The 25,859-nt window shown below is 44.4% G+C and carries 25 protein-coding genes; 17 read left to right on the top strand and 8 right to left on the bottom strand.

Going from position 1 to position 25,859, the window contains the following annotated elements; all coding sequences use genetic code 11:
• Window positions 1-128: 128 nt before the first annotated feature.
• Together A37S_RS0118550 and A37S_RS0118545 are read left to right on the top strand one after the other, a co-directional pair.
• Window positions 129-476: a hypothetical protein gene (locus A37S_RS0118550; protein WP_028298288.1), complete on the top strand. Its 348-nt coding sequence runs from the start codon at window positions 129-131 to the stop codon at window positions 474-476.
• A gap of 62 nt (window positions 477-538) precedes the next feature.
• On the top strand, window positions 539-2,605 hold the full coding sequence (locus A37S_RS0118545; protein ID WP_051293289.1) for a TonB-dependent receptor: 2,067 nt from the start codon (window positions 539-541) through the stop codon (window positions 2,603-2,605).
• On the opposite strand, the gene A37S_RS0118540 is transcribed toward A37S_RS0118545, so the two are convergent.
• Window positions 2,598-3,020, bottom strand: coding sequence for a hypothetical protein (locus tag A37S_RS0118540; RefSeq protein WP_028298286.1), 423 nt, complete (start codon window positions 3,018-3,020; stop codon window positions 2,598-2,600). The genes A37S_RS0118545 and A37S_RS0118540 overlap by 8 nt on opposite strands.
• 255 nt (window positions 3,021-3,275) lie before the next feature.
• Here A37S_RS0118540 and A37S_RS0118535 point away from each other — a divergent pair, with 255 nt between their 5' ends.
• Together A37S_RS0118535 and A37S_RS0118530 are read left to right on the top strand one after the other, a co-directional pair.
• Complete coding sequence (locus A37S_RS0118535) at window positions 3,276-3,524, top strand: hypothetical protein (RefSeq protein ID WP_028298285.1); 249 nt, start codon at window positions 3,276-3,278, stop codon at window positions 3,522-3,524.
• Window positions 3,506-3,907: a type II toxin-antitoxin system VapC family toxin gene (locus A37S_RS0118530; protein ID WP_036603157.1), complete on the top strand. Its 402-nt coding sequence runs from the start codon at window positions 3,506-3,508 to the stop codon at window positions 3,905-3,907. The genes A37S_RS0118535 and A37S_RS0118530 overlap by 19 nt, the downstream gene beginning before the upstream one ends.
• 287 nt (window positions 3,908-4,194) lie before the next feature.
• On the opposite strand, the gene A37S_RS0118525 is transcribed toward A37S_RS0118530, so the two are convergent.
• The gene (locus tag A37S_RS0118525; protein ID WP_245586425.1) at window positions 4,195-5,370 is read right to left on the bottom strand and encodes a galactokinase; all 1,176 of its coding nucleotides are present in this window, start codon (window positions 5,368-5,370) and stop codon (window positions 4,195-4,197) included.
• Window positions 5,371-5,482: 112 nt separating this feature from the next.
• Here A37S_RS0118525 and A37S_RS0118520 point away from each other — a divergent pair, with 112 nt between their 5' ends.
• Window positions 5,483-6,181, top strand: a complete 699-nt coding sequence (locus A37S_RS0118520) for an NUDIX hydrolase (RefSeq protein ID WP_028298282.1) — start codon at window positions 5,483-5,485, stop codon at window positions 6,179-6,181.
• A 10-nt stretch (window positions 6,182-6,191) separates the two neighbouring features.
• Here A37S_RS0118520 and A37S_RS0118515 read toward each other — a convergent pair whose 3' ends face one another.
• Both A37S_RS0118515 and A37S_RS0118510 read right to left on the bottom strand, forming a co-directional pair.
• Window positions 6,192-8,087: a CocE/NonD family hydrolase gene (locus A37S_RS0118515; RefSeq protein ID WP_036603153.1), complete on the bottom strand. Its 1,896-nt coding sequence runs from the start codon at window positions 8,085-8,087 to the stop codon at window positions 6,192-6,194.
• A gap of 115 nt (window positions 8,088-8,202) precedes the next feature.
• Window positions 8,203-10,698: a M14 family metallopeptidase gene (locus tag A37S_RS0118510; RefSeq protein ID WP_211229821.1), complete on the bottom strand. Its 2,496-nt coding sequence runs from the start codon at window positions 10,696-10,698 to the stop codon at window positions 8,203-8,205.
• Window positions 10,699-10,921: 223 nt separating this feature from the next.
• On the opposite strand from A37S_RS0118510, the gene A37S_RS0118505 reads away from it, so the two are divergent.
• The 9 genes from A37S_RS0118505 to A37S_RS0118460 all read left to right on the top strand — a co-directional run bounded on the left by A37S_RS0118505 (window position 10,922) and on the right by A37S_RS0118460 (window position 19,901).
• Entirely contained in the window at window positions 10,922-11,176 is a 255-nt protein-coding gene (locus A37S_RS0118505) for a hypothetical protein (RefSeq protein ID WP_028298279.1), read from the top strand.
• Between the two features lie 90 nt (window positions 11,177-11,266).
• A complete protein-coding gene (locus A37S_RS0118500; RefSeq protein ID WP_028298278.1) occupies window positions 11,267-11,686 on the top strand; it encodes an HYC_CC_PP family protein in 420 nt (139 codons plus the stop codon).
• 276 nt (window positions 11,687-11,962) lie between these two features.
• Window positions 11,963-12,304: a heavy-metal-associated domain-containing protein gene (locus A37S_RS0118490; protein WP_028298277.1), complete on the top strand. Its 342-nt coding sequence runs from the start codon at window positions 11,963-11,965 to the stop codon at window positions 12,302-12,304.
• A gap of 52 nt (window positions 12,305-12,356) precedes the next feature.
• Window positions 12,357-13,655 (top strand): efflux RND transporter permease subunit, encoded by a 1,299-nt coding sequence (locus tag A37S_RS0118485; RefSeq protein ID WP_028298276.1) that lies wholly within the window; start codon window positions 12,357-12,359, stop codon window positions 13,653-13,655.
• The gene (locus A37S_RS0118480) at window positions 13,652-15,589 is read left to right on the top strand and encodes an efflux RND transporter permease subunit (RefSeq protein WP_028298275.1); all 1,938 of its coding nucleotides are present in this window, start codon (window positions 13,652-13,654) and stop codon (window positions 15,587-15,589) included. Before A37S_RS0118485 ends, A37S_RS0118480 begins: the two co-directional genes overlap by 4 nt.
• The gene (locus A37S_RS0118475) at window positions 15,552-16,952 is read left to right on the top strand and encodes a TolC family protein (RefSeq protein WP_245586424.1); all 1,401 of its coding nucleotides are present in this window, start codon (window positions 15,552-15,554) and stop codon (window positions 16,950-16,952) included. Before A37S_RS0118480 ends, A37S_RS0118475 begins: the two co-directional genes overlap by 38 nt.
• Entirely contained in the window at window positions 16,930-18,147 is a 1,218-nt protein-coding gene (locus tag A37S_RS0118470) for an efflux RND transporter periplasmic adaptor subunit (protein WP_028298273.1), read from the top strand. Before A37S_RS0118475 ends, A37S_RS0118470 begins: the two co-directional genes overlap by 23 nt.
• 12 nt (window positions 18,148-18,159) lie before the next feature.
• Window positions 18,160-19,341, top strand: coding sequence for an efflux RND transporter periplasmic adaptor subunit (locus A37S_RS0118465; protein WP_028298272.1), 1,182 nt, complete (start codon window positions 18,160-18,162; stop codon window positions 19,339-19,341).
• Between the two features lie 11 nt (window positions 19,342-19,352).
• A complete protein-coding gene (locus A37S_RS0118460; RefSeq protein ID WP_028298271.1) occupies window positions 19,353-19,901 on the top strand; it encodes a DUF3347 domain-containing protein in 549 nt (182 codons plus the stop codon).
• Between the two features lie 195 nt (window positions 19,902-20,096).
• Here the strand turns inward: A37S_RS0118460 and A37S_RS0118455 are convergent, their stop codons facing one another.
• The 4 genes from A37S_RS0118455 to A37S_RS25260 form a co-directional block, all read right to left on the bottom strand.
• Entirely contained in the window at window positions 20,097-20,453 is a 357-nt protein-coding gene (locus A37S_RS0118455) for a helix-turn-helix domain-containing protein (RefSeq protein ID WP_028298270.1), read from the bottom strand.
• Between the two features lie 2 nt (window positions 20,454-20,455).
• Window positions 20,456-20,764, bottom strand: coding sequence for a type II toxin-antitoxin system HigB family toxin (locus A37S_RS0118450; protein WP_028298269.1), 309 nt, complete (start codon window positions 20,762-20,764; stop codon window positions 20,456-20,458).
• Window positions 20,765-20,978: 214 nt separating this feature from the next.
• On the bottom strand, window positions 20,979-22,256 hold the full coding sequence (locus tag A37S_RS0118445; protein WP_028298268.1) for a citrate synthase: 1,278 nt from the start codon (window positions 22,254-22,256) through the stop codon (window positions 20,979-20,981).
• A gap of 119 nt (window positions 22,257-22,375) precedes the next feature.
• Window positions 22,376-22,903 carry a DUF3347 domain-containing protein gene (locus A37S_RS25260; RefSeq protein ID WP_169719530.1) on the bottom strand — a complete coding sequence of 176 codons (528 nt, stop codon included), beginning with the start codon at window positions 22,901-22,903 and terminating at the stop codon, window positions 22,376-22,378.
• A gap of 170 nt (window positions 22,904-23,073) precedes the next feature.
• Between A37S_RS25260 and A37S_RS0118435 the strand changes: the two genes are divergently transcribed.
• From A37S_RS0118435 to A37S_RS25255, 3 genes are all read left to right on the top strand, one after another.
• Window positions 23,074-23,439 carry a BlaI/MecI/CopY family transcriptional regulator gene (locus tag A37S_RS0118435; protein ID WP_028298267.1) on the top strand — a complete coding sequence of 122 codons (366 nt, stop codon included), beginning with the start codon at window positions 23,074-23,076 and terminating at the stop codon, window positions 23,437-23,439.
• A gap of 2 nt (window positions 23,440-23,441) precedes the next feature.
• Window positions 23,442-25,142, top strand: a complete 1,701-nt coding sequence (locus tag A37S_RS0118430; protein WP_028298266.1) for a M56 family metallopeptidase — start codon at window positions 23,442-23,444, stop codon at window positions 25,140-25,142.
• A gap of 495 nt (window positions 25,143-25,637) precedes the next feature.
• Window positions 25,638-25,859: transposase (locus tag A37S_RS25255; RefSeq protein WP_036603146.1), on the top strand; the 222-nt coding region annotated here is incomplete at its 3' end.

The following is a 25,859-nucleotide window of genomic DNA, read 5'->3' as shown; positions in this document are numbered from 1 at the left end:
GAAAATTTGTTATATCCAAAAAGAAATCCCTGCAATTTCCTATCTTTAAGCACACATTTTTCCATTCATGGAAATTGTCGGCCGCGACATCAACCTTGCGGCCAAACGATTGAATTAAGGGACAGCTTATGAAACGTACCTGTTTGGACTGTGGAAAGCCCCTGATTGGCAGGGCTGACAAAAAATTTTGCGATGATAGCTGCAGGAGCAACTATAACAACAGATTAAATAATGCGAACAATAATTATGTCAAGGAAGTAAATGCCATACTTAAAAAGAATAGGAAAATATTGGAACAGGCCAATATAGACGGAAAAACAAAAATAGAACGCGAAAAGCTGATAAAGGCGGGATTCAACTTTCAATATTTCACCAATATCCTAGAAACAGAGAAAGGCAACCGCTATTTTTTCTGCTACGAGCATGGATATATGGAGCTCTCACGGACGTATGTGTTATTAGTTATAAGAAAGTAAAGGCAAACCATCTTTCCTAACCACTGTTAGCAAGATTTAGCATACCTTAAACGATTACATTTATGCCCAAAGCTACTATTACGTTTATACTGTATTCATTTTTTCACTTGTATAGTTGTATCGCTCAGGACAAAACAGATAGTTTATACAAATTACCTGCTGCAGAGGTAAAAGCATATATCAACAAACAACCTTTCCTCCAATTGACCACTTCCGCCGGCACAATAGACCATCAGCTTCTAAGGCAACAAATGGGCACGACACTATTGCCTGCCTTCAACAATATTCCTGGAATACGTATGGAAGAACGCTCGCCTGGCAGCTATAGGTTGTCTATCCGGGGAAGTTTGTTACGCTCCCCATTTGGTGTGCGCAACGTAAAAATTTACTACGACGATATACCTCTTACAGATGCCGGGGGCAATACCTATCTAAATTTACTCGATGCAAACGCAATAGGTGAAGCGACTATATTAAAGGGGCCAGATGGCAGCATTTTTGGTGCAAATACAGGTGGAGTGGCCCTATTGCAATCTGGCACGGAAGCCGGAGAAAACATTCAATTTGATGCTAAAGCAGGCTCTTATGGTCTTTTTCAGCAATACCTGTCGCTGCGGTCCAATAAGCATAGAGGCTACCAAATGCACTTCAAGCAAGCTTATCAGCGTTCTGACGGCTATCGCGAAAACTCAAACATGCAAAGATTTTTTCTACAAAACGCCCATCAATGGGAATACAAGGAAAACCATCACCTGCGCCTTTCTGCATTTTACAGCGACATGGACTACCGCACGCCGGGAGGACTTACGCTGCAGCAATACGAAGAAAATCCGAGCATGGCCAGACCGGCAACTGCCGTCATGCCCGGCTCGTCCGAGCAAAAGGCAGGCATATATAATAAAACTATTTGGAGTGGCTTGGTACACGAGTTTCCGGTGACAAGCAACTTAACACACTTTGCCTCGATATTTGGTTCCTACACAGACTTCAAGAATCCATTCATTACCAATTTTGAAAAACGTTTTGAGACGAACTATGGCTTTAGAACCTACCTTGCCTATCGTCATCACAGATCGGATGACCTGAATTGGAACAGTTTCGGCGGAGTAGAATGGCAAAATGGGAGGCATACTATTTTAAACTATGACAACGAAGGCGGTATACAGGCAGCGGAACAAGCTGGCGATGCAATAAAAAACAACACTTATTTCTATTTCCTCAGCAGTCAGTTGACCTGGAGGCAACGCTTGAACGTAGAAGGCGCCGTGAGCCTCAACTATTACGGCTATGCCTATCGAGGATTGTTTCCCTTTGCCGAAGAGGATTATAGTACTGTACGATTCACCCCCAACTGGATGCCAAGATTGGCTGCTTCCCTCCTAGTTACGCCTTATTTTAGCTGGCGTGCATCCATCAGTAAAGGCTATTCACCAGCCACTACTGCCGAAGTTCGATCATCTGACAACATCATCAACACCGCTTTGAGACCGGAAATAGGCTGGAATTATGAAACTGGTTGGCGTTGGTTACATCCCCGCGGCACATTTCAATCCGATGTATCGGTCTATTACTACAAAATGACAGATGCCATAGTACGCCGATTAAGAGAAAGTGGGGCAGAATATTTTGTGAATGCAGGAGGCACTAAGCAATGGGGCATGGAAGCCGCCTTAAAGAGCGTTTTACTACGCCGCCCAAACGCGAAGTCCTTACAATTGCTACAAATAAACAACAATGTAACTGCCAGTTTCTTTCACTTCTCGGATTATATAAGCGGTGACAACGATTTTTCCGGCAATCGGCTCACTGGTGTGCCAGTCACCGCTCTTGTCAATAATATGAATGCCCAATTTGGCAAAGGCATCTCCCTTTTTGTACAACACGAATATGCCTCCAACATACCGCTCAACGATGCCAGCAATATATATGCCGCTCCGTACAACCTGCTGCAGGCCAAGCTTTCCTGGCAAAAGGCCTGGACAAAAAAAATGTCCATCACCCTATATACGGGCGTGGACAACATATTGGATCAGACCTATAGCTTGGGCAATGACATCAATGCCTTTGGACAACGCTACTTCAACGCGGCCATGCCTCGTAACTATTACATTGGCTTGAGGCTCAATTGACTTTTTCCGTACTCAAGACCACCGATGAGCCATCTTCTACCTGCGTAATATAAGGAGTCAGCTCCCACCCTATCGCTTCCTTATAGGCTTTTCCTATTTCGCTGATGATTCTTTCGGTGGCTTCTTTCCTGATCAAATTGATGGTGCAGCCTCCAAAACCGCCTCCCATCATGCGCGAACCCAAAATATCAGGATACTGTTTGGCCTGCTCCACCAAGAAGTCGAGCTCTTTACAACTCACCTCATATTCCTTGCTTAGCCCTTCATGTGTGGCATACATCTTCTGCCCCGGAGCCACTAAACTTCCTTTTGCCAGGTGCTCACATGCCTGCAACAACCTTTCCTTCTCTTCCACTACATAACGGCACCTTCGGTATACCAACCCATCTTTGGGCTTGACACATTCATCCAACATGGACAAATCATATATCGCGAAGCCATTCTCTTTACAAAATGGACTTTATTATTGAACCCCTTAAAGGCATTTTGATTGTAAAACCGAAAAAGCTATACTCGACAAATAACCCCTAGCGTAATAATCAAAATGATATTCTCATATTTGTAATTAGAGTAACAATAAAGATTTTTAATTCCACAGGGCACTCGTTGGGTTGTCGGTTTTTTGATTTAGTCAAAAATTGGTATCTTTGATAATAGAAAAAGAAAGGTTATGCACGAAGTGGTTATAAAATATAAAAACCGGAAAACGTTGAAAGCGTTGACCGCTTTGGGCGAATACTTGGGCTTTACCATTGCTGATCCCGAAAGAACAGAGAAAAAAGAGGTCTATCATATCAATGGTATCCCTATTGAAAGTGGGGATCCAAAAATTGATATGCAGGACTTAACTGCTATTTTCACAGATGAGGATATTAATGCGAAAACCTTACGAGAATCGGCATGGCAACGCAAAAGGTAATTTGTGATACCGATGTCATCATTGAGTTCTTCGATCAGAAAAAAGCCCGCCATTCGCAAACTGTTGCTTCATTAGAAGAAATTGGAATAGACAACATCTTGATTTCGGCGATCAGTAAAATGGAACTGATTAAAGGCACTCTTCATAAGGAGCATAACCAACAGGTTGCAAAGAAATTAAAAAGATTGGACACCATTCTTTTGAGTCCTGAAATAACCATCCTAACAATCGAACTATTAAACACATATCATCTTAGCCATGGATTGGCAATTCCCGATGCTTTGATAGCCGCTACCGCTCTTGAAACCAGGCTTAAATTATTCACCTATAATGTGCGGGATTTTAAGTTTATAAAAGGTCTGAACCTATACAGTTCCAAATAATCTTTATCATCTCAATTCATTTTTTCAGTTTCACCGTTTTATTGCCCCTGCACCTCGTACCATCTTCCCGTCCTGTGCTACTAGACGGGCCTTGATGGTCTGGTGGATACTGTTTCCCCAATCCATATGAAACTCCCCCCAAAGGATAAATTGATCAACCCTATTTTCTAAAAGAGAAATTTCTAGCCAATCTTCGCCATAATGTAAAAATCAAACAATAAACCTGTTAGAACAGGAATACATAGTGATTCGTTCTAGCACCTTGTACTACAATTAGATTTTACCTATCAATTGACCCGCTCGGTTTGCGTGACCACTGATGAGCCGTCTTCTACCTGCGTAATGTAAGGCGTTAGCTCCCACCCTATCACTTCCTTATAGGCTTTTCCTATTTCGCTGATAATTCTTTCGGTAGCTTCTTTCCTGATCAAATTGATGGTGCAGCCACCAAAACCGCCTCCCATCATGCGAGAACCCAAAATATCAGGATACTGTTTAGCCTGCTCCACCAAGAAGTCGAGCTCTTTACAACTCACCTCATATTCCTTGCTTAGCCCATCATGTGTGGCATACATCTTCTGCCCCAGAGCCACTAAATCGCCTTTTTCCAAGTGCTCACAAGCTTGCAATAACCTTTCCTTCTCTTCCACTACATAACGGCACCTTCGGTATACCAACCCATCTTTGGGCTTGACACATTCATCCAACATGGACAAATCAACGTCACGCAAACTCTGTACGGCTGGGTAGGCTTCTTTGACCCAAGCTACGCCTTGTTCGCATTGGGCTCTCCGCTCGTTATAAGCCGATGAGGATAGCGAATGCTTCACATTGCTATTTAGCAATACGATATCCACTCCCTCCAGTTGAAAAGGCACGTATTCATAGGACAAACTACGGCAATCCAAACGGATGGCATGATCCTTTTTGCCGAAGACCGAAGCAAATTGATCCATGATACCACACATTACCTTCGCGTAGCTATGCTCCGCCTTTTGGGCCATCTGCACTAGTTCCATCTTTTCGAACGAGGTATCAAACAAAGTTTGCAAGGCCAATGCCGTTGCACATTCCAAGGCTGCTGATGAGGACAAGCCCGAACCGATGGGCACATCGCCATCAAATGCGATATTGAAACCCGACAAAGGTGCCTGCCTTGCCTGAAACTGGGCTACGACACCCAATAGGTAGTTGGCCCAAGAGACTGTGGATGGAGCGACGTCGTCCAGAGAAACCTCATACGACTCATCAAACTCCTTGGAGTATAATCGGACTTTATATTCATCGTTCCGTCCTATTGCCACTAAGATACTCTTATCAATGGCCGCAGGCAATACAAAACCCTCGTTATAATCGATATGCTCCCCTATGATATTGATTCTACCTGGGGAACGTACTATATAGCTTGGCTCTACCCCATATCTATTTTCAAAAACAACACTAATATCCTTTTGATCCATCATTATCTTATTCTGAAAGCTAATTACGACATATTTTTTTAATTGTCAAAAAAACTCTTATTATATTAAGCCTACATTATATATTTTTACAACCTTTCACAAAAAGATAACATAAATGAGCATATATAGCGGTGCGCCACATTTCCTAGTAGCAGTAGACAATATCATTTTCGGTTTTGACGGAGAGAAGTTGAAGATATTGCTGGTGCATCGCCATATAGAACCGGAAAAAGGAAAATGGAGTTTAATGGGCGGCTTCATTGGACAGAATGAACGTCCAGATACTGCCGCATTACGTGTAGTAAGGGAGTTAACGGGAATAAGTGATATCTACATGGAACATTTCGAAGTTTTCGGCGAACCTCAAAGAGATCCCATAGAAAGAACCATTAGCATTGCCTATTTTACGCTTATTGACATCAACAAATACCAACACCAAATAAATCACGCCTATAGTGCCGCTTGGTTTCCATTGGCAGATGCTCCACAATTGATATTTGACCACGATGAGATGGTCAAAAGTGCCCTGCAAAAGCTCCGGTACAAAGCTGCTCTGCACCCTGTACTATTCGAATTATTGCCAGAGAAGTTTACCATTCCGCAAATTACTATTCTCTATGAAGAGGTATATGGCATTCAACTGGATAAGCGGAATTTTGCACGTAAGCTGCTCTCGCTAGAATTGCTTATAAAATTGAACGAAAAGGAAAAAGAAAGCTCCAAAAAAGGAGCTTTCTATTATCGTCTGAATGAGAAAAATTATAAGGAAAAATTTGGTGCAATGACCAAATTTATTCCTTTTCCTTATGTATAGAGCTGATTAATCAATTCGTTTCTACCATGCGCACTTTTAAGTGCGAAGGATGTTGTGCATCGTGGAAAATGCGATGACTTGCTTTTTGAAAATCCGATTCGTCAGCCTGATAAATATTGACAAAACGCTGCGGATTGATATCTACCAAAGGAAACCAAGTACTTTGTACCTGCACCATGATCTTGTGCCCCTTTTTAAAACAATGAGCAGCATCCTGCATATCAAAGCCCACTTCTTCTACTTTGTTCGGCACCATGGCTTCCGGCTCTGAAAAGCTTTTCCTAAACTTGGCCCGCATTACCTCACCGCGTATCAATAATTGGAATCCACCCATTTGAGTATTTCTGTTAATAGGCGAATTGTTGGGTGCATCATCGGGATAAACATCTATCAGCTTTACAACATAGTCTGCATCGGTGCCAGAAGTGGCGACAAATAAGTTGGCCCACACATCCCCCGATATCGTTACATCCTCCTCTAGCGGATCGGACTCATAGACGAGCACATCGGGCCTACGTGCCGCAAATCGCTGGTCTTCGTACATGTAATCGCTCCCTCTCAAAATACGGATCTCGCTGGTATACGGCACCGGATTTTTAGGATCGCTCTCATATTCGTCAAAAGAGTCCTTTTCTACGGGCACATCAAAAGAAAGCTTGCCATTGGCCTGCAGGTAAATGTTCTTCTCTACCGATTCCTGAGGCGGCCAAGCGCCGTATTTCTTCCATTGGTTGGAGCCCGTTTCAAAAATAGTAGCCTTAGCCAATTGAGCATCTTCACCTTCAAGCAAGTACTGATCGAAAAAGCGCTTTTCTATCTGCTCGCGGTAATAAGGTGCAGTTTCTTTCTCAAAAACGATATTGCCCAAGTAATTGCCCAATCCACGGGTCCAGCTACCGTGTATCCAAGGCCCCACCACCAAGTGGTTTGGGGACTTTGGGCTGTTATCTTCTATACCCGCAAACGTCTTGAACGGTCCATAAAGATCTTCCTGGTCAAACCATCCGCCCACCGTCAATACAGCCGGCTTGATGTCTTTCAAATGTGGGACAACCGCCCTCTCCTGCCAAAACTCATTATAGGATTCATTGTCCATCATCTGATTCCAGATCGCATTCTCCCCCTTGAAATAACGTTCGTTGGCATTTTTCAACGGCCCAAGTTTCTTATAAAAATCATAGCCATCGGGTGTACCGTATGGAATGGTATTCCTGGAGCTTTCGGTAGTTGGTTCTGGTCTTGGAGCACCGTAATATGAAAGAAAGGCAAAAGTTCCCATCAGGAAAAAAGCCCCGTTATGATGGCGATCATCTCCCATAAACCAGTCGGTGACCGGTGCCTGTGGCGATACGGCTTTCACTGCCGGGTGGGCATCAATGGCCGTCATCGTGGCGTAGAACCCAGGAGCAGAAATGCCCCATGTACCCACTTTGCCATTATTGCCATCTATATGTTTCACCAACCAATCTACCGTGTCATAAGTGTCCGTAGTTTCATCAATCTCCTTTTTCTTCTTATTGGGTTTATATGGCCTAACGGCTACAAAGTCACCTTCGGACATATAGCGTCCACGTACATCCTGATACACAACAATATAATCACCCGTACTGAACAAGGGAGATGGTCCTACAAAGGGCTTATATTTATCAGTTCCATAAGGGGCTACGCTATAAGGAGTTCGACTCAGCAAAATGGGTGCCTTCTTGTCCAGATTTTTGGGGACATAAATGGAGGTAAAGAGCTTAACGCCATCGCGCATGGTTATCTGCTGCTCAATCTTGTTAAACCGGCTACGCATATAAGCCGTATCAATTCCTCCTGACAGCGCCGGTTGAGCAATGCTCAGCGAGGAAAAGAATGAAAAATAGCACATAATGAAAGGTAATTTAAATAGCAATGTACGCATCTAGATAAAAATTAAATTTATAAATGTCAATGAGTGTACGACAAAAATCCGTTAAACCCCATTTGGTTTGTTTTGTCGCCCTAAGTTCTTCCTACAACTTGTCACATAGCCGGCATCAGTCCACCAAGAACAAAGCATTAGCCAACAGCAGTTTGCCTTGCTCCCAGAAATTCCTGAAAATGGGGTCGTCCACCATATAGACGACCTGCCCGCGGCCTACTTCTTCCACACCCAAGGCTAATGAGGAGTTTATGGTATTTTTCACATTAACACCCACAAAACCAGATCGGTGAGCGGACATGTTTTTTATCACACCGGCATTTACCCCGTCTTTGAGGTAGGCATAGTGACTGGCATTATTTTTCAGCACGTAGAACTTGTCGCCGATACCAAAGGATAATGGATAGCTCGCATCCAATTTCACCTCAAAGACGGCACCCGCGACTCCATTAGAAATACTTTTCCGCTCGCGAAGTTGATAATCGGTCAACAGATTTGCCTTTTGCAAGGAGTCGGCCAGTTTCTTAGCCTTCTTTTCTTCCTCCTCGTCGTAAAACTTTTTCAAGCCGAAGCCTTCTTTATTGGCAAAGAAATCCATGGCCGAGCCGATGGCAATCACTTTTTTGCCCGTTCTTACCCAATCCCTGATCTTTGCGCTGCCCGTACTGCCCCAAGCACCGTAATTGCCAGATGGCAAGATCAATATATCATACATAGCAAGATCTGCCTGCAAGAATTGATCGCGTTCCAAGACAGTGAGTGGGTAATCGAGCTCCGATTCCAAAAAGAACCACAGCTCGCCAAAATTGACCGATGCAACACCACTGCCGGTAAGTAAGGCTATGCGAGGAGCCTTGATGGAATGGACATCGGGCGAGCCAAAATCCTTGCCTTTGTCCACGAAGCCAGATTGCGTAGCCGTCAACTCCACGTGAAATTGATCGGCCGCACGTTGTACTTTTTGATGAAAATCGGGCAATCCCTCGTTTCCCGCCTGCATGATGATCAGCGTACCTGCCGGATATTCCTTTTCGCCAAAAGTAAATGCATAATGGGCAGAGCGCACCCTGATCTTATCGCGGAGCAAAGCCGTTAGAAATTGTACATGGTTGAAGGCATGCCAAGGCACAAGATAAGCCATAGGTTTTCCTTCTATTGCACTAGAAGCAGCCTTTTTACTACTAGCTTGAACATTTGTACCTTCTAATCTCCTGTCCAAGGCATAGGCCTCTAATCCATAAGCATATGGAAGTGCCCAGCTGGTGATGTCATAGGTGATACTATCGTTAAGTTTGGGCTCGGGCTCGAAGAGCACCTGTGCCAATACCGATTTAGGCTGATAGGCGCTCACTACGATATCACCGCCTTCCGTGGCAAAGCCTTTTTGCTGACCTGACTGGTAATGATAGCCCTGTAGCCCAGACTTGACACCCGACGACTCATAACGGATACCGTTTTTGTCCAATAACGCTTTCAAACGCTCCAGTCTTTCAGGCGTTTTACCCGCTTTCACCACAAAAGATTTATACTTTCCTTTGGGCTGACTGCTATTTTCCTTGTAGAATTTTTCAAATTCGTCCAACAATTCATCAGCATGCTGACTACTGATTTCCAATGTAGACATACCGGTAGTAAAATGGTGGGCTATCCGATCTTTCAGCGTGAGCGTGTCTTTCAGGGCATTCAGCACGCCTATCCCTGCCCTACCCGACCCACCTTGCTCATAGGTCATACCGATGGCGCCATTGTACATGGGCCAAGTATCGCCATAGCTAGGATAGAGCAAATCAAAGCGTTCCTTCGTAAAGTAAAGCCAATTGTTCTTATCGAAATATTTGGCATTATTGCGGCCTATCACTTCCTGAAACGAACGCTGGAATGCCGTGAGCTGCTCATGTAGCGGTTCTGCTCCCGGAGCGAAGTAATAAGGCTCGTTCACGCCCTGTTCATGAAAATCGACATGCACATGTGGCAGCCACTGTCCTATCAGCTTCATACGCGCTATGGACTCCTTTTGCGTTTGCCATGCCCAGTCTCTATTGAGGTCAAAAAGGTAATGATTGGGTCTACCTCCGGGCCATGGCTCGTTATGCTCCACGGACTGCGGATCCGGTTGCATATGTTTGTTCATCTTTTGGTTGTACCAGTTCACGTAGCGATCGTGACCATCTGGATTGAGGCAGGGATCCAATACGACCAATGATTTGGATAACCATTCCTTGGATTCCTTATTTTGCGGGTTTACAAGCTCCCAAAGTGTCTGCATGGTTGCCTCTGAAGATACTGCCTCGTTGCCATGCACATTATAGCTCAGCCACAAGATAGGGACACGTGTATTAGCGCCACCTGATAAAATACCGGCTCGTGCCAAATTATCCTTCCGAATGTCTTCCATTTGAGAAATGTGCTGGGCACTTGAAACAAAGGCCACCAGCAGTGGACGCAATTCATTGGTTTCTCCATAATACTGAAGTTTCACTGTTTGCGGATTTTGCGTGGCAACGTGTTCATAATAGGCTACTATGCGATGATGGGGAGTAAATCGAGTTCCCAATTCGTAGCCGAGAAACTCAGCAGGACTCTTGGTTTGGGCAAAAGAATAAATTGCCATTAGAAATGACAATAAAAGGAATAAGTATATTTTCTTCACTAGCAATAAATTTATGATAATCAAACATAGTAAAAACTTCCATCATTGAAAACTATTCACAATATTTTTACCTAAGTTTCATTTCTCGACGCAATAACTATCACAAGTAAAAATCGCTCTTCAAATCTCCGAATCATTTGGCATTCTTATTGTTAATCTGTAACTTGCACCAACTTTGTTTGACATGGACATTACCGCTATTGAAATCTTAAAATTGCTTCGCTCCTGGTCCAGCGCCTCGCTGTCCCGTATCAATGAGGAGATCAACGTCTCACTGTACGATCTGGACAATGCCATCAATGACCTGCAAGAACAAGGCTTCGTCGATTTGATTGGCATTAGTAAGGACGCGGACATATCCAATCCTTTATTGCATATTAATGGGATTGGTTTGGCCTATCTAGATACGGTAGAGGGTAATGTAGACGCGGTGATCTAGTCCATTCGGATTTTGATGCCGAAAATTATATAACACAAAACCCAAATTGTATAACATGTTTTTATCTTTACATCCATAGTTTTGTGATTGATGAAAAGACTGTTGGTTTCCATATTGACCACCATTTATCTATGTACGGCATCGGGCTTTAGCGTCTATGCCCATTTCTGCATGGATCGACTAGTGGAAGCCAGTTTCTCCTTAGCACATCCCAAACAACAGGACGATGCTTGCCCGTTCTGCGGCATGGAGAACACCACGGACAGCGTCAAGGCTAAAGATTGCTGCTCAAAGGAACTCACCCAAATCAAGACCAAAATTCACCAGAATGAAAGTGGCATCAGCATCAAATGGGATGGCCTAGAATACCCCGCTATTCTTCAGGCATTGAACTTCTTCTGGAATACATATACTGAACAACAAATTGAAGGGGATATTCCCCTTGTGCACGGCCCTCCAATGGCCGTCATTAGACCCATTATTATTTCCGTACAGTCCTTCCTGATATAGAAACCTTTCTCCTATCCTTAGTCTGAAGTATGGGCTAAAAGCGATGGGGACTAAGGATTTCCCAATGAAAACACAAGTTCAACACTTTGGTACATGACGAAATTTATGTGTATCAAAAAACGCGTCATTGCGAGACCTAAAGGGCGAAGCCTGCCTGACGGCAGTCAGGCAATCTGCGTTATTGTTTGCCAGATTGCTTCGTTTCTCGCAATGACGGCAAACAAGAAAAAAGTCATGTACTTAGGTTCAACACTTAAAACTTAACACATAAAAACAATGAAATCACCACTCTTAAAATCAGTTTTAATAGCTGCCCTGGTATTTGCAGGGAGCAATTTATTGGCACAGGAAAAGACAAGCACCTTTAAGGTGTATGGCAATTGCGGAATGTGCAAAAAACGCATCGAAAAGACGGCCAATGTAGAAGGCGTTAGCAAGGCCGAATGGAATAAAGACACCAAAATATTGACCTTGGTATACGACGAGAAAAAAACCGATGCCAAGACCGTTCAGCAAAAGATAGCCGCAGTAGGACACGACACGGAGCTCGCCGTAGCTCCAGACAGCACTTATAGCAAGCTTCCAGGATGTTGCTTGTACGAGCGGAAAAGCAAATAAGATTGGGAAGTATACCTCCTCACAACACACAACTGGCAACTCACAACTAAATATGGTACACCGCATTATAGATTGGTCCCTGCGCAATAGATTTATCGTATTGTTCCTCAGTTTGGGGCTATTCGCTATAGGCGTATATTCCGTCAGGAAAAACCCCATAGACGCCATACCAGACTTATCGGAAAATCAAGTTATTGTGTTCACCGAATGGATGGGGCGTTCGCCTCAGCTCATAGAAGACCAAGTCACCTATCCCCTGGTGACCAATCTGCAAGGGCTCCCCAATATCAAATATGTACGGGCAAATTCCATGTTCGGCATGAGCTTTATCTATGTCATCTTTGATGATGACATAGATATCTATTGGGCACGGGAAAGGGTGCTCGAAAGACTAAGTACGCTGACAGGTTCATTGCCAGATGGGGTACGCCCTACTTTGGGGCCAGACGGGACTGGTGTGGGACATGTGCTTTGGTATACCTTGGAAGCACCTCAAATGGACTTGGGCGAGCAACGCGCCCTGCAGGACTGGTACGTTAAGTTTGCCCTGCAGAACGTAAAAGGGGTAAGCGAAATTGCCTCATTCGGAGGCTTTCAGAAACAATATCAGGTAAACATCGATCCTAATAAGCTGATTTACTACAAGCTGAGAATCAACGATGTCATCAACGCTATCCGTGCCAACAACAACGAAACCGGAGGCAGAAAGTTCGAAGCCAGCGATATAGGCTATATCATCAAGACCAATGGCTACCTCCAGTCCAGAGAGGAATTGGAAAAAATGGCCATAGGCAATCAGGATGGTTATCCCATACGCGTTTCAGACATTGGCTTTGTACAGATGACGGGCGAATCCCGCTTGGGTATATTCGACCAGGATGGCGAGGGCGAACGTGTCGGCGGCATTGTGGTAATGCGTTATGGGGAGAATGCCGCCCAAGTGACCGAAGCCGTCAAGCAGAAAATGGTGGAAATCTCCAAGGGACTTCCCGAAGGTGTCCATTTTGATATTATATACGATCGCGGCGAACTGATTCAGGAATCGGTCGATTCCATTAAGCACACCCTCATAGAGGAAATGATCGTCGTATCGCTCATCGTCATTGTTTTTCTTTTCCATTGGCGTAGCGCATTGAGCATCATTATTCAAATTCCCATCACCATTGCCCTTAGCTTCATCTTGCTCAATGCCTTTGATATATCATCCAACATCATGTCATTGACGGGCATTGCATTGGCTATCGGGGTCATTGTAGACAACGGCATCATCATGAGCGAAAATGCCTATAAGCACCTAGCAGAACGCTATGCAGAAAAAACAGGCGCAACTAAAACGAACGAAAAGATATGAAGTGGCTAAAGAAACTATTCAAAAAAGAACCAGACTGGATCAGTGAAGAAGAACGACTGTCCATTATCTCAAAGAGCAGCAAGCAAGTGAGTCGGGGCGTATTCTTTGCCACCATTATCATTATCACTTCCTTCCTACCCGTATTCATGCTTGGCGGGCAAGAAGGCAAGCTCTTCCATCCTTTAGCTTATACCAAAACATTTATCATGATGATAGATGCCTTGCTGGTCATTACCTTGGCCCCCGTCCTCATTTCCTTTTTTATGAAAGGAAAATTCAGGCCAGATCACGCCAATCCAGTCAATCGCTTTCTGGAAAAAGTCTATACGCCCATCATCCACAAAGTACTAAAGTGGCGAAAAACTACCTTGGCCATCAACATCATAGCTCTGCTGATCGCCATTCCGCTCTTGAAGCGATTGGGCACCGAATTTATGCCCCCTTTGGACGAACAAAGTATCCTGTTCATGCCCGTCACCCTGCCAGACATCAGCAACAACGAGATCAAAAGGATACTGCAAGTACAGGATAAGATGATCAAGACCATGCCCGAGGTCGATAAGGTACTGGGCAAGGCGGGAAGGGCCAGCACGGCTACAGACAACGCCCCCATGAGCATGATAGAAACCATTATCATGCTCAAGCCCAAAAGCCAGTGGCGCACAGGGTATACCAAAGAAGATATCATCAACGAGCTGGACCGCAAGCTACAGATCCCGGGCGTGGTAAACGGATGGACACAACCCATCATCAATCGGATCAATATGCTCGCTACAGGAATCCGAACGGATGTAGGTGTCAAAGTCTACGGACAAGAGCTAGACAGTATCGCCAGCGTATCGGAGCGTGTGCGTAACCTGCTGGAAGGCACCCCTGGTATTGAGGATCTCTATGTCGATCCGGTAACGGGCGGGAAATACCTCGAAATAGACATCAACAGGGAAGCTTTGGCGCGATACGGATTGCAGGTAAACGACATCAACCAACTGGTGGAGTCGGCCATTGGCGGAGCTCCTATTGGCCAGACCATAGAAGGAAGGCGTCGTTTCAGCATCAATGTACGCCTTGCACAGAACTTCAGGCAAAGCATAAGCCAATTGGAACGCCTTCCCATTTTCAGCCCCAGTTTTGGCGAAATCCCGCTCAAGGAAGTGGCCCAGGTACGCTATGGCGCCGGACCGCCTATGATCACTTCCGAAAATGCCTTGCTACGCGGAGCAGTCATGTTCAATGTGCGCGATCGCGACCTGGGAAGTACCGTGCAGGAAGCCATGGAAAAACTCAATAGCCGAGAGGGCCTGCTGCCCGCTGGTTATTTTCTGGAATGGAGCGGTCAATACGAAAATCTCATCAGCGGGCAGAAAACCCTTATGTGGATAGCACCAATCGTACTGCTTGTCATTTTCTTTTCGCTCTATTTTGCCTTTCATTCCGTACGCGAGGCTTTCTTGAGCCTGATTACCATTCCTTTTGCACTGGTGGGGGGAGCATACATGATCTACCTATGGGGTATCCATCTTTCGGTAGCGGTAGCAGTAGGCTTCATTGCCCTCTTTGGCTTGGCGGTAGAGACAGGCATAGTGATGGTCATCTACCTCAATGATGCCATGCACCAGCTGGTGAAGGAGAAAGGAAACAGCGCCGAGACGCTCACCAAGGAGGATTTGCGGCGAGCCGTCATTCACGGCGCGGCAAAACGCCTGAGACCGAAGCTGATGACGGTATGCGTCTCGCTTTTTGGTTTGTTGCCCGTGCTATGGGCCACCGGAGTAGGTACCGATGTGATGCGCCCCATTGTACTCCCCATGATAGGTGGCGTACTCACCTCATCTACCCATATCCTACTGGTAACACCGCTCATTTTCCTCATGACCAAAGAATATGAATTGCGCAAATATGGAAAAATTGAAATCTACGACGCCCAACATCATTAACAAAACGCAAATGGACATAACCAAGGCACATCCGCTAATTCCTTGCGACTTGATAATATCGTCCTCCAGCTGGCGGACAAAGGTGCAAAGCCGACTCCTTTGCGCCCTTGCGCCTTTGCGAGGTCTTTCCACGTACATCATCTATCTTCTATTATTCCCGTTTCAGCTTTACGGTCAAGCTCCTGTAACAAGTCTAGACAGTATTCTCTCCGAGATAGAACAGCACCACGCCACACTGAAAGCCTATGAACTAAAGGCCAAATCATATGCTTACAGTGCCGAAAGTGCCAGCTCTTGGATGGCTCCTATGGTGGGCGGAGGCACTTTCATGACGCCCTATCCCGGCCAATCGGTCATGGATGGCAGGGACAAGGGATCCATTATGTTCCAACTAGAGCAGTCCATCCCGAATCCGGCCAAGCAAAAGGCCAAGCAGCGTTATATCCACTCGCAAGGCGACATCGAACTTGCCGAGCGCCTGGTCATTCTCAACGACCTAAAGGCCCAAGCAAAGACAATTTATTACAATTGGATTATCGCGGAGCAAAGGATAAACCTACTGCAAGAAAATGACATCTTGATGCGCAAGATGAAACAAGTGGAAGAGGTGCGGTATACCTATAGCAAAACCTTATTGGCCAATGTATTCAAGGCCGAGGCCCGCATAGCCGAAAACCAAAACATGCTGGATATGCAGAAAGCCGAGATAGCAAAGTCACGGGCATGGCTCAACGCCCTGATGAATAGGCCCGGCAACAGTCCGCTAAACATCGACAGCAGCCAAGTCCCCCGCTTTGTCCCGGCCACTTCACTGGACACCTTGGCACTGGCCGACAAGCGAAAAGACATCTCGCGGATGAATGCCGAGATCGAAAGCATGAAGATGGGCATAGATGCCATGAAAAGCGAGTCCAAACCAGAATTCAAAATCCGGTTTGACCATATGAGCCCCCTCGGTTCCATGATGCCACAGGCTTATAGTGCCATGGCCATGGTCTCCATTCCCATTGCCCCGTGGAGTAGCAAGATGTACAAAAGTGAAGCCAAGGCCATGGAGATGAACAGCCTGGCCATGCAAGAACAGCGCAAGGCCATGCTGGTGGAAAGCCAAGGCATGCTCTATGGGATGCAAGCCGAAATACGCAATATGGAAAAACGTATCCTTAATATGAAAGAAAAAATCATTCCCGCATTGCAAAGGGCTTTTGACGCCAATTTCCAAGCTTACAGCGAGAACAGGCAAGAATTGCCCGCCATCCTTTCCGATTGGGAAGCGCTCAATATGATGAAAGACAATGTGCTGGACGAGAAACAAAAATTGTATCAAATGATCGTAAGCTATGAAAAAGAACTCTATCGCTAGGTTGATGCTGATTTGCTTTATTGGCCTAATATTGTCTGCCTGCAAACCCGATGCCCATCACGGACAGTCGGCATCCCATGAGCATTTGGATGATACCTTATCTCATGAACTAGCCCATCTTCTGGGATCTGTAAATAGCTATGTAGTAAGCGATATGCCTATCGTTTCAGCACGATACGGTATAAAAACCGTACCTATCGAAATCGCAGGCCGCATTACCTACGATGACAGGGGGTTTACCTCCGTCAGCAGCCGTATAGCAGGCCGCATAGAGCGCATCCATGTGCAGTACAACTATCAACCTGTCAAGAAGGGCATGCCACTTTTGGAAATCTACGCTCCAGAACTGGTTACCGCCCAACGCGAGCTATTGCTGCTCTTGGGGCAAGCCCAGCAGGAACATCTCGTAGAAAGGGCCAAGCAGAAGCTCTTCCTTCTGGGTATGTCACAAAACCAAATAGCACAACTGATAAAAACCAAAAAGGTTTCTTATAACATTGTCCTATATAGCCCTACTACCGGCTATATCAAGGAAAAGACACAGGCCGCCACTCCCAACATGGCCTCAAGTGCTCTGCGTGGCACAGAAAACAGCGGAAGCACCATGGACGAGATGATCTCCAACTCTTCTATGAGCACGGCAGCGATATTACCGCAAACACAGCCAACATCACTCCTATTGCGCGAAGGGCAATACCTAGCAGCAGGGCAGAACATGTTCGAAATCTATACCAATACACGTTTGGTGGCAGCTTTTGTCATCTCAAGAGAACTCTCGCAACGTTTGAGCAAAGGACAGCCGCTACTGTTCCATACAGAAACAGAACCCTCTAAAACTTATATGGGAACCATAGGCCTGATTGCCCCGAAATACACCGAGGGAATCAATTTTGCGCTGTTTAAAGTCTATCTGGGAAAAGCCCCCTTGGAGATAGGACAATTGGTAAAAGGTACGCTGGCCCTATCGACTGATGAAGGATGGTGGCTACCAAGAGAAGCTTTATTGGACTTAGGTGCAGAACAAGCCGTGTTCAAAAAGGAAGGCAAGGGCTTTGCCGCAAAAAAAGTCAAGGTCCTGTTTACCACCGACGATTGGGTACAAATAAAGGATGATATCTCCGACTGGCAAATAGCTACCAATGCCCAATACTTAGTCGATAGCGAAAGCTTTGTTGATTTTAAAAACAAGTCTTGATACTAAAAAGAAATGAATAGGAAAAAGTTCATCATACAAAGTACTTACTTATTGCTGGGAACCGTACTCGCATCCTGCCAAAACGACAAAAAAGAAGATGCGACTACCAGCGCAAGGAAATATACCTGTCCCATGCACCCACAAATCGTTAGGGATGCACCAGGTACATGCCCCATATGTGGTATGGACCTCGTGCCGTTCGAAAAAGGGACACCAGATAAGACGCTTACTCTCAGTCGGAATCAACAAGCTTTGGCGAATATCAGCATCGTCACGGTGGGCAGCGGCCAGGTAATGGGTTACAAGCGCTTAAGTGGAAGGCTCAGGAGCAATCCAGAGCACATCAAGTATATCAGCAGTCGCAATACGGGTCGCATCGAAAAGCTTTATACCAAAGAAGTCGGCAGGCAAATAAGCAAAGGGTCGGTCTTGTATCAGATCTATTCGGAGGATCTACTGGTCTTGCAGAACGACTTGCTGATGACCTACAAGCAAGCTTCCGCATTACAGAACGATGAGCGTTTCAGGCAGGTCTATCTGGCTGCCAGACAAAAACTCCTACACTATGGCCAGTCTGAGAAGCAAATAGACCAAGTATTGCAGCAAGACACCGTACATCCATATACCACCTATTATTCGCCTATCTCGGGTACCATTTCGAAGATAGAAATAAGCGAAGGACAATATGTGGAAGAAGGAACGGCCTTGATGGAAATAGAAAACTATGCTTCCCTATGGGTGGAAGCAGATATTTATCCGCATGAGCTGTCTACTGTCAAGGGAAAAAAACAACTCACGGTAGAATTGCCAGATGGTCAGGTGCAACAGGTAATGGCCGAATTTGTAGATCCTGCACTGGCAGACAACGCACAAACCATTCGCATCAGAGGAAGGATAGACAATAGCCAGCAGCTATGGCAGGCTGGCATGATGGTCAACGTCCTACTTCCAACGTCGTCCGCTATTGAGGCGTTGACCATCCCCACAAATGCTGTGATACGAGACGGAGAGCGATCCATCATATGGACCGCCCTAGAAGACAGCAAATTCGAACCTCGGGAAGTGCAGTTGGGACTAGACAATGGAGATCAGGTGGAAGTGCGTTCGGGACTAACCGAAGGGGAGAAAATTGTAGCTACCGGAGCGTATCTCCTCTATAGCGAGTATATATTGAAAAAAGGAAGTGATATCTAAAATAGACAAACATGTATAATTTTAAGAACACCTATATTATCGTAATATGCTTCTTGGCATTTATCTCCTGCCAAGGAAAGACAGAGAATAACCATGAAAGCGAACAACAGATAACATCGCCAACGACAAGGACAGAAAAAGAGACCACCGTTCTTTTTGATGATGACCGACTAAATGACATATTGTCACAATATTTCATCTTGCGCGATGCCTTGACAGAAAATGATATACAACAAGCTCGAATCGCTGCACTACTATTGCAAGAAGCATCCAAGAATTATCCTCAAATGACAAATTTCCATCAAAAAAGCGTTTCGTTGATTGGCAAGGATAACATAGATGATCAAAGAATTATTTTTCATGACTTAAGTAAAGAGCTTGTTCGTCTCCTGCAAGAACAGAAATTGACTCCCATACAAGGCGCCTTGTATATCGCGCATTGTCCCATGGCATTTGATGATGCAGGCGCATATTGGATTTCTACGGGCAAGACTATCGTAAACCCCTATTTTGGCGAGGAAATGCTCAACTGTGGCAACATTACTAGAACTATTAAGTAAACTTCTTCAGACAGAAAAACAAAAACCGTTCGCCTGACAACACACAAAAAAAAACTGGCACGATATCTGTTTATAAAGTATCAGGTTTAGGTTGATTATAAAAACATACGTTTTTTCCCCGCTCCCCAAAGCGGGGATTTTTTTTGCTTGTTATTCCTCAAAAAGGGCGACACTCAGTACCATCGAATTCGAGGTTCATATCAAAAACACCTCCGCCGGGATACCAAGTTTCTGGTGCAACAACTTAGCAACACGCAACGTTATCGGCTTTTTATTGTTCAACAAAGCAGAGACATAGCCTTTACTGCCCAACCAAGGTATCAAATCCTTGTTTTGCAAACCTTGCTCCTGCATTTTTAGCTTGACAGCTTCAACCGGATCTGGCATGGGAATACGATGATGCTCATCCTCATACTGCTTGATGAGCAACAGTGCAACCTGCAGACGTTCGCCCATTTTTGAATCTGGCGATTCTCTAGCATCAAATTGTTCATCTACCCAGTCGAGCATGGCATCGTATTCCGCCTCGGTCTTTATGATTTTTAGCTCCATGACTATCCTTTAAAACTAATTGTCTTTACATCGATTTTATCGTATTCCTTATGCGTTCCAAACCATTTGATTTGAATAGCCTTGTAGGTAAACACCATACGTATAACCAAACGAAAATGATTGCCCATTATGTTCAACACGACCCTATCATCACCCACTAGACTTGCACTCGGATACCTGCTTTTCAGTTCCTGAAAGTTTTTGAAATCACTATTCAGAAATTCGTAATACCATTCCAATAGTGCATTCCTTGCATCAGGATAACGCACACAGTATTTCAATAACGTCCTTCTGGTAATGATATTAAACATTATGCACTCGTACCGAATTGCTTAGTACAAATATCTTGGTTTTCCAATGGAAAACCAAACGGATTGAATTATTGACCTGTTAGATACCAAAGATACAATTGAACAATAAGACGGAAGCTATAAATAAATGGAAACAAAAAAGGCTGTCTCCTACGTGTGCTTACAACAAACATAGGAGACTGCCTCTTTAAATATAGTCTTTTTCCAGCAAGATCTATTTCTCTGGATAATGGCGCAAGGTTTCACCTACGTAGATCTGTCTTGGTCTGCCTATAGGTTCTTTATTGCTACGCATCTCCTTCCATTGTGCTATCCAGCCAGGCAATCTGCCCAAGGCAAACAATACGGTAAACATATCGGTAGGGAAGCCCAGTGCACGATAGATGATGCCCGAGTAGAAATCCACATTGGGATATAACTTGCGATCTACAAAATAAGGGTCTTTCAAAGCCGTTTCTTCCAATTGCTTGGCTATATTCAAAACAGGATCGTCCACACCCAAGCTATTCAATATATCATCGCAAGCTTTTTTGATGATTTTGGCCCGAGGATCGAAGTTCTTGTACACCCGGTGCCCAAAGCCCATCAATCGGAAAGGATCGTTTTTGTCCTTCGCCTTATTGAGCCATTTCTCGGAGTCTCCCCCATCTTCCTTGATACGCTCCAACATCTCTATCACTGCCTGATTGGCTCCACCATGAAGAGGTCCCCACAAGGCACTGATACCGGCAGAAATAGAAGCAAAGAGATTGGCGTTGGAAGAACCTACGATACGTACGGTAGAAGTAGAGCAATTTTGCTCATGATCGGCATGCAGAATGAGCAATTTGTTCATGGCCGAAACCACTACCGGATCGATGGTTACCTCTTCGGTCAATTGACCAAAAGTCATATGCAGGTAGTTGGTAACGTAATCATATTTATTTTTCGGATATATGACAGGATGACCAAGGGATTTCTTGTAGATCCATGAAACGATGGTAGGAAACTTGGCCAACAATTTAATGATGGTCAAATTATCATCTTCCTCGGAAGCATTGGGATCCAACGATTCTGGATAAAATGCGGACAATGCACCTACCAATTGCGACAATTGCCCCATAGGGTGCGAGTTAGTTGGAAAGCCCTCGAAAAATTTCTTCATATCCTCGTGGATAAGGGTATGTCTGCTCAATTTATGTTGAAAAGCGTGCAGCTCATCGGCTGAAGGTAAATTGCCATATATAAGCAAGTAAGCTACTTCTATAAAAGACGACTTTTCAGCTAACTCCTCAATAGGATATCCCCTATAACGCAATATACCCTCTTCACCATCCAAAAACGTAATAGCACTTTTCGCGGCCCCGGTATTTTTAAAGCCTGGATCCAAGGTCACATATCCAGTTTCTGTTCTCAACTTAGAAATATCAATAGCCTTTTCATCTTCTGTCCCCGTGATTACCGGAAAATCAAAACTCTTGTCACCTATGGTCAACGATACTTTTTCTGACATAATATATATTTGGTTTATAACAAAACTATAAAAATTTGATTAAATACTAAATCTTTGCTCCTCAATTTGATCGACTTTATGATTTCTTAACTATTTAATTATCAAAACAAGCCTATTAATTATTCAATTTCCTTAATCACTTTACCACAAGTTAACATTTCATCTCCATAATAGGGATTTCTAATCTCACTACTCGTACTTAGCCAGTCTCCCCCTTTGTTTTCATCATACATAGGACAGTGTTGTAAATAGATGGTTCCACTGGCCTTGGGAGCATGTTCAAAAACACCTATAATATCGTGACTCACCGCTTTGAAAGCAGCACGTTGTGCTGCCAAATCATGATTGTTTGCTATTTCTTGCGCTAACATACTGGTATTTTCGCACCCCTCATAATTGGACAGCATAGAAGCCAGTTTATCCGCCTCATCAGAAGCCTTCACTGCATCCGATTCCACCAACGCATCTTTTACCCGCATGTAACTAGACAATATAAGTGCAGCACTATCATCGTCAAAGACTACCCCATCACTAGCGAGGTTGGTTGTGTCGGCAGCCTTATCCGCATTACCCCCTTGCCCACCACCACATGAAGCTATGGCTAGCAACATAATTATTCCAGAAAAGAATACGATTCCACTTCTCATAAGTTTACTTTTTTTTAGTCCATTCATTTCGCTTCAAAAACGAGCGTCTAATATACGTTTATTATTTTAAGCCAAAACCAATTGGGGCATATTCCAATATTTTTTGGAAAATATTTTACATATCTACGATTTTTACATATTTTTACGCAAAACACATAGTTATTTTTTTTATGAAGAAATTGACGGCACAAGAGGAACAAGCCATGCAGGCGATCTGGAAGAGTAAAGGTGGCTTTATCAGTGAGTTGAAAGCGGAAATGGACGCTGACGAAATCCCCTACACCACGTTAGCCTCTACCATCAAAAACCTACAGCGCAAAGGCTATATCAAGGGCGTCAAGTATGCCAATGCCTACCGTTACGAACCGCTTATTGAAGAAGAGGAATATAAAAAGACGTTCATGAGCGGGTTTGTAAATAATTATTTCAAAAATTCCTACAAGGAATTGGTCAGCTTTTTTGCCAAGGAGGAAAAATTGAGCACAGATGACCTGAAGGACATCATTCACATGATCGAAAACGAAAAAGACCATTAGCCATGCCCGAATTGTTCGTTTATCTGTTACAGGTCAATCTAGGTATTGCCTTATTCTACATGGCGTATCGGCTATTCTTACGTCGATTGACCTTTTATACCCTCAATAGGTATTTCTTGCTTTTGGGACTTGTTTTCTCCGTGGTCTATCCCTTGGTCAAACACATGATCTCCTGGCTAAGGCCTACCGCGGTGCAACAGGCAGATTGGGCAAAATATATCCCTGATTGGGAGCAGTTAAATGAAAAGACAAAACAACTATTCACTGGTTGGGACGTGGCATTGCTTGCTTTTTGGTGCGTAGTCCTATTTTTCTTTATGCGTTTTCTCATTAGACTGCACGGTCTGTGGCGCATACACAAAAGTTCCATGCCTGGCATATTCCAGCAATTCCATTTTAGACAGGTACTATTGAATATCAATCCCTTCTCTTTCTGGCGTTACATATACCTCAATTCCACCAAGCACGAACCGCTCGAACTCAAAAACATCTTGGTACATGAACAGGTGCATACCGAGCAACTGCATACCGCAGATGTACTGTTGGGAGAACTAATCAGCATCGTTTTTTGGTTCAATCCCTTCAGTTGGCTGTTCCGTATGGCCATCAAGGAAAACCTCGAATTTATCACGGACAGGGAAGTACTACTGCAAGGTGCGGATAAGCGCACTTATCAATATAGCCTACTCAAGGTATTGAATACGGCAGACCAACCACTTTTGGCCAATAATTTCAACCTGCGGAACCTCAAAAGGCGCATCATGATGATGAACAGGCAACGGTCCAATAAGGCAAAACTTACGAACTATATCATCATCACGCCAGTTATCGTCCTGTTCATACTGACCTTTACCATCAGCAAAGCCTATGAAAAGGGAATGGAAGGAGAAATTATTGGTTTAATAAAACAGTCGGTTCCTACAGCCGTTGCCCCGACCCTTGACAAGGAAATACCGGCCGAGGACACGATTATAATAAGACCCAAAAAAAAGTCGATGGAGGTGAAGAGGGATACCCTTCCCGTGCTAAATCTACACTTACATAGCGATAAGGATCCAGTGGTTTATTTGAACGGTGAATATATAGGCACTGGCTCCAAGCACCTCGAAGATATGGATCCTTCGGAAATACAATCCATCAATGTACTGAAAGGAAGCAGCGCCATAAAAGTATATGGGCCTAAGGCATATCAAGGCGCTATAGAGATCACTACCAAAAAGCAACGAATACTGGCAGATAGCTCAAGTACCACGAAGCCAGACACTGCCAAAATACGCTTAAGGCAATTGACATATACGCCGCAGAAGCCTATTGACGCTAGCCTCAAAATTGAACGCATTACATATTCGGAAGAAGGACCTTTATTCGTAATTGATGACGTAGTGCAAGAAAAAGAATATTTCAGGAACATCAACCCTAACGACATCCTCAGTATTGACGTATTAAAGGATAGTCCCGCCGTGGCTCGATATGGGGAAAAGGGCAAAAACGGAGTAGTGTCCATCAAGCTAAGGAAAGAGGATGACAAAGCAAATACGGCCATTTTCCAAGATACGCTAGGGAAAAGAAAACTGATCATACACGGTTCCGCCACTTATACGGAAACGGAAGACAAGCGCAACAAGGCGAAACCGAATCTAGACACGTTGAAAAGCATTGTTGTAATGGGCTATAAGCTTAATCGCGTCGATAGCCTTCCCTAGAGGCACCCTATACCCTATCGCGCAAAAACTTCGCTGAAAGCGGAGGGGAAATAAAGTGTCTTGTATACTTGGCTCCCTTGCGCGGAGCCGAAGGACCATGCCAAAGCAAACAAACCTAGTTTGACTTCCCTCTCGCTGTTGACCACTAACAACCCATAACTATTATACCCCGACGCCCTTATTTTCCATAACTGGCAAGCAACACTAATACTTGCTTTAAGCAAATACTTACTCATTTCTGCACCATCCTCACCTATTTTTTACGGTCATCCCATAAATGTAAAGACAACAAAATGAGCCAATATCCCTTCATCTAAACCAAAATAAAAGGAAATAGCATTCAAATTTGCCAAAAAAACCATCTGATTAATGAAAACACGACAAATCACAAAAGAAATAAGCCAACAAAGCACTAAATACTTTTAAAAAAAGTTCTGATTCTCCGTAAACACGCCTAATATTTTTAGTATATTAGCACATCAAGAAGAATAGACGATGAACATATTCAGTTTTACAGCGCATTTTGGTACGGAGGAGGATTGCCGTTTGCATTTCAAGGAGCAACGGGACAAGGAGGGTGTTGTCTGCAAGCGATGCGGGGGCACCTCTCATTATTGGTTACAGGGCAAATGGAGTTACGAATGCAAAAGTTGCCGTTTCCGTACCTCTTTGCGCAGCGGTACGATCATGGAGAGTTCCAAGCTGCCGTTTCTGGTG

The organism is Olivibacter sitiensis DSM 17696 (assembly GCF_000427965.1).
GTDB lineage: Bacteria > Bacteroidota > Bacteroidia > Sphingobacteriales > Sphingobacteriaceae > Olivibacter > Olivibacter sitiensis.
This window is presented reverse-complemented; position numbering and strand designations above follow the sequence as displayed.

What these genes read in the sequence shown, in the direction of transcription:
- A37S_RS0118510 (WP_211229821.1), bottom strand. Translation starts at nt 10,698, where the DNA reads ATGGCAATTTATTCTTTTGCCCAAACCAAGAGTCCTGCTGAGTTTCTC.
- A37S_RS0118435 (WP_028298267.1), top strand. Translation starts at nt 23,074, where the DNA reads ATGAAGAAATTGACGGCACAAGAGGAACAAGCCATGCAGGCGATCTGG.
- A37S_RS0118480 (WP_028298275.1), top strand. Translation starts at nt 13,652, where the DNA reads ATGAAGTGGCTAAAGAAACTATTCAAAAAAGAACCAGACTGGATCAGT.
- A37S_RS0118460 (WP_028298271.1), top strand. Translation starts at nt 19,353, where the DNA reads ATGTATAATTTTAAGAACACCTATATTATCGTAATATGCTTCTTGGCA.
- A37S_RS0118505 (WP_028298279.1), top strand. Translation starts at nt 10,922, where the DNA reads ATGGACATTACCGCTATTGAAATCTTAAAATTGCTTCGCTCCTGGTCC.
- A37S_RS0118430 (WP_028298266.1), top strand. Translation starts at nt 23,442, where the DNA reads ATGCCCGAATTGTTCGTTTATCTGTTACAGGTCAATCTAGGTATTGCC.
- A37S_RS25260 (WP_169719530.1), bottom strand. Translation starts at nt 22,903, where the DNA reads ATGAGAAGTGGAATCGTATTCTTTTCTGGAATAATTATGTTGCTAGCC.
- A37S_RS0118500 (WP_028298278.1), top strand. Translation starts at nt 11,267, where the DNA reads ATGAAAAGACTGTTGGTTTCCATATTGACCACCATTTATCTATGTACG.
- A37S_RS0118540 (WP_028298286.1), bottom strand. Translation starts at nt 3,020, where the DNA reads ATGTTGGATGAATGTGTCAAGCCCAAAGATGGGTTGGTATACCGAAGG.
- A37S_RS0118520 (WP_028298282.1), top strand. Translation starts at nt 5,483, where the DNA reads ATGAGCATATATAGCGGTGCGCCACATTTCCTAGTAGCAGTAGACAAT.
- A37S_RS0118470 (WP_028298273.1), top strand. Translation starts at nt 16,930, where the DNA reads ATGAAAAAGAACTCTATCGCTAGGTTGATGCTGATTTGCTTTATTGGC.
- A37S_RS0118465 (WP_028298272.1), top strand. Translation starts at nt 18,160, where the DNA reads ATGAATAGGAAAAAGTTCATCATACAAAGTACTTACTTATTGCTGGGA.
- A37S_RS0118450 (WP_028298269.1), bottom strand. Translation starts at nt 20,764, where the DNA reads ATGTTTAATATCATTACCAGAAGGACGTTATTGAAATACTGTGTGCGT.
- A37S_RS0118445 (WP_028298268.1), bottom strand. Translation starts at nt 22,256, where the DNA reads ATGTCAGAAAAAGTATCGTTGACCATAGGTGACAAGAGTTTTGATTTT.
- A37S_RS0118530 (WP_036603157.1), top strand. Translation starts at nt 3,506, where the DNA reads ATGGCAACGCAAAAGGTAATTTGTGATACCGATGTCATCATTGAGTTC.
- A37S_RS0118515 (WP_036603153.1), bottom strand. Translation starts at nt 8,087, where the DNA reads ATGCGTACATTGCTATTTAAATTACCTTTCATTATGTGCTATTTTTCA.
- A37S_RS0118545 (WP_051293289.1), top strand. Translation starts at nt 539, where the DNA reads ATGCCCAAAGCTACTATTACGTTTATACTGTATTCATTTTTTCACTTG.
- A37S_RS0118525 (WP_245586425.1), bottom strand. Translation starts at nt 5,370, where the DNA reads ATGATGGATCAAAAGGATATTAGTGTTGTTTTTGAAAATAGATATGGG.
- A37S_RS0118550 (WP_028298288.1), top strand. Translation starts at nt 129, where the DNA reads ATGAAACGTACCTGTTTGGACTGTGGAAAGCCCCTGATTGGCAGGGCT.
- A37S_RS0118455 (WP_028298270.1), bottom strand. Translation starts at nt 20,453, where the DNA reads ATGGAGCTAAAAATCATAAAGACCGAGGCGGAATACGATGCCATGCTC.
- A37S_RS0118490 (WP_028298277.1), top strand. Translation starts at nt 11,963, where the DNA reads ATGAAATCACCACTCTTAAAATCAGTTTTAATAGCTGCCCTGGTATTT.
- A37S_RS0118485 (WP_028298276.1), top strand. Translation starts at nt 12,357, where the DNA reads ATGGTACACCGCATTATAGATTGGTCCCTGCGCAATAGATTTATCGTA.
- A37S_RS0118475 (WP_245586424.1), top strand. Translation starts at nt 15,552, where the DNA reads ATGGAAAAATTGAAATCTACGACGCCCAACATCATTAACAAAACGCAA.
- A37S_RS0118535 (WP_028298285.1), top strand. Translation starts at nt 3,276, where the DNA reads ATGCACGAAGTGGTTATAAAATATAAAAACCGGAAAACGTTGAAAGCG.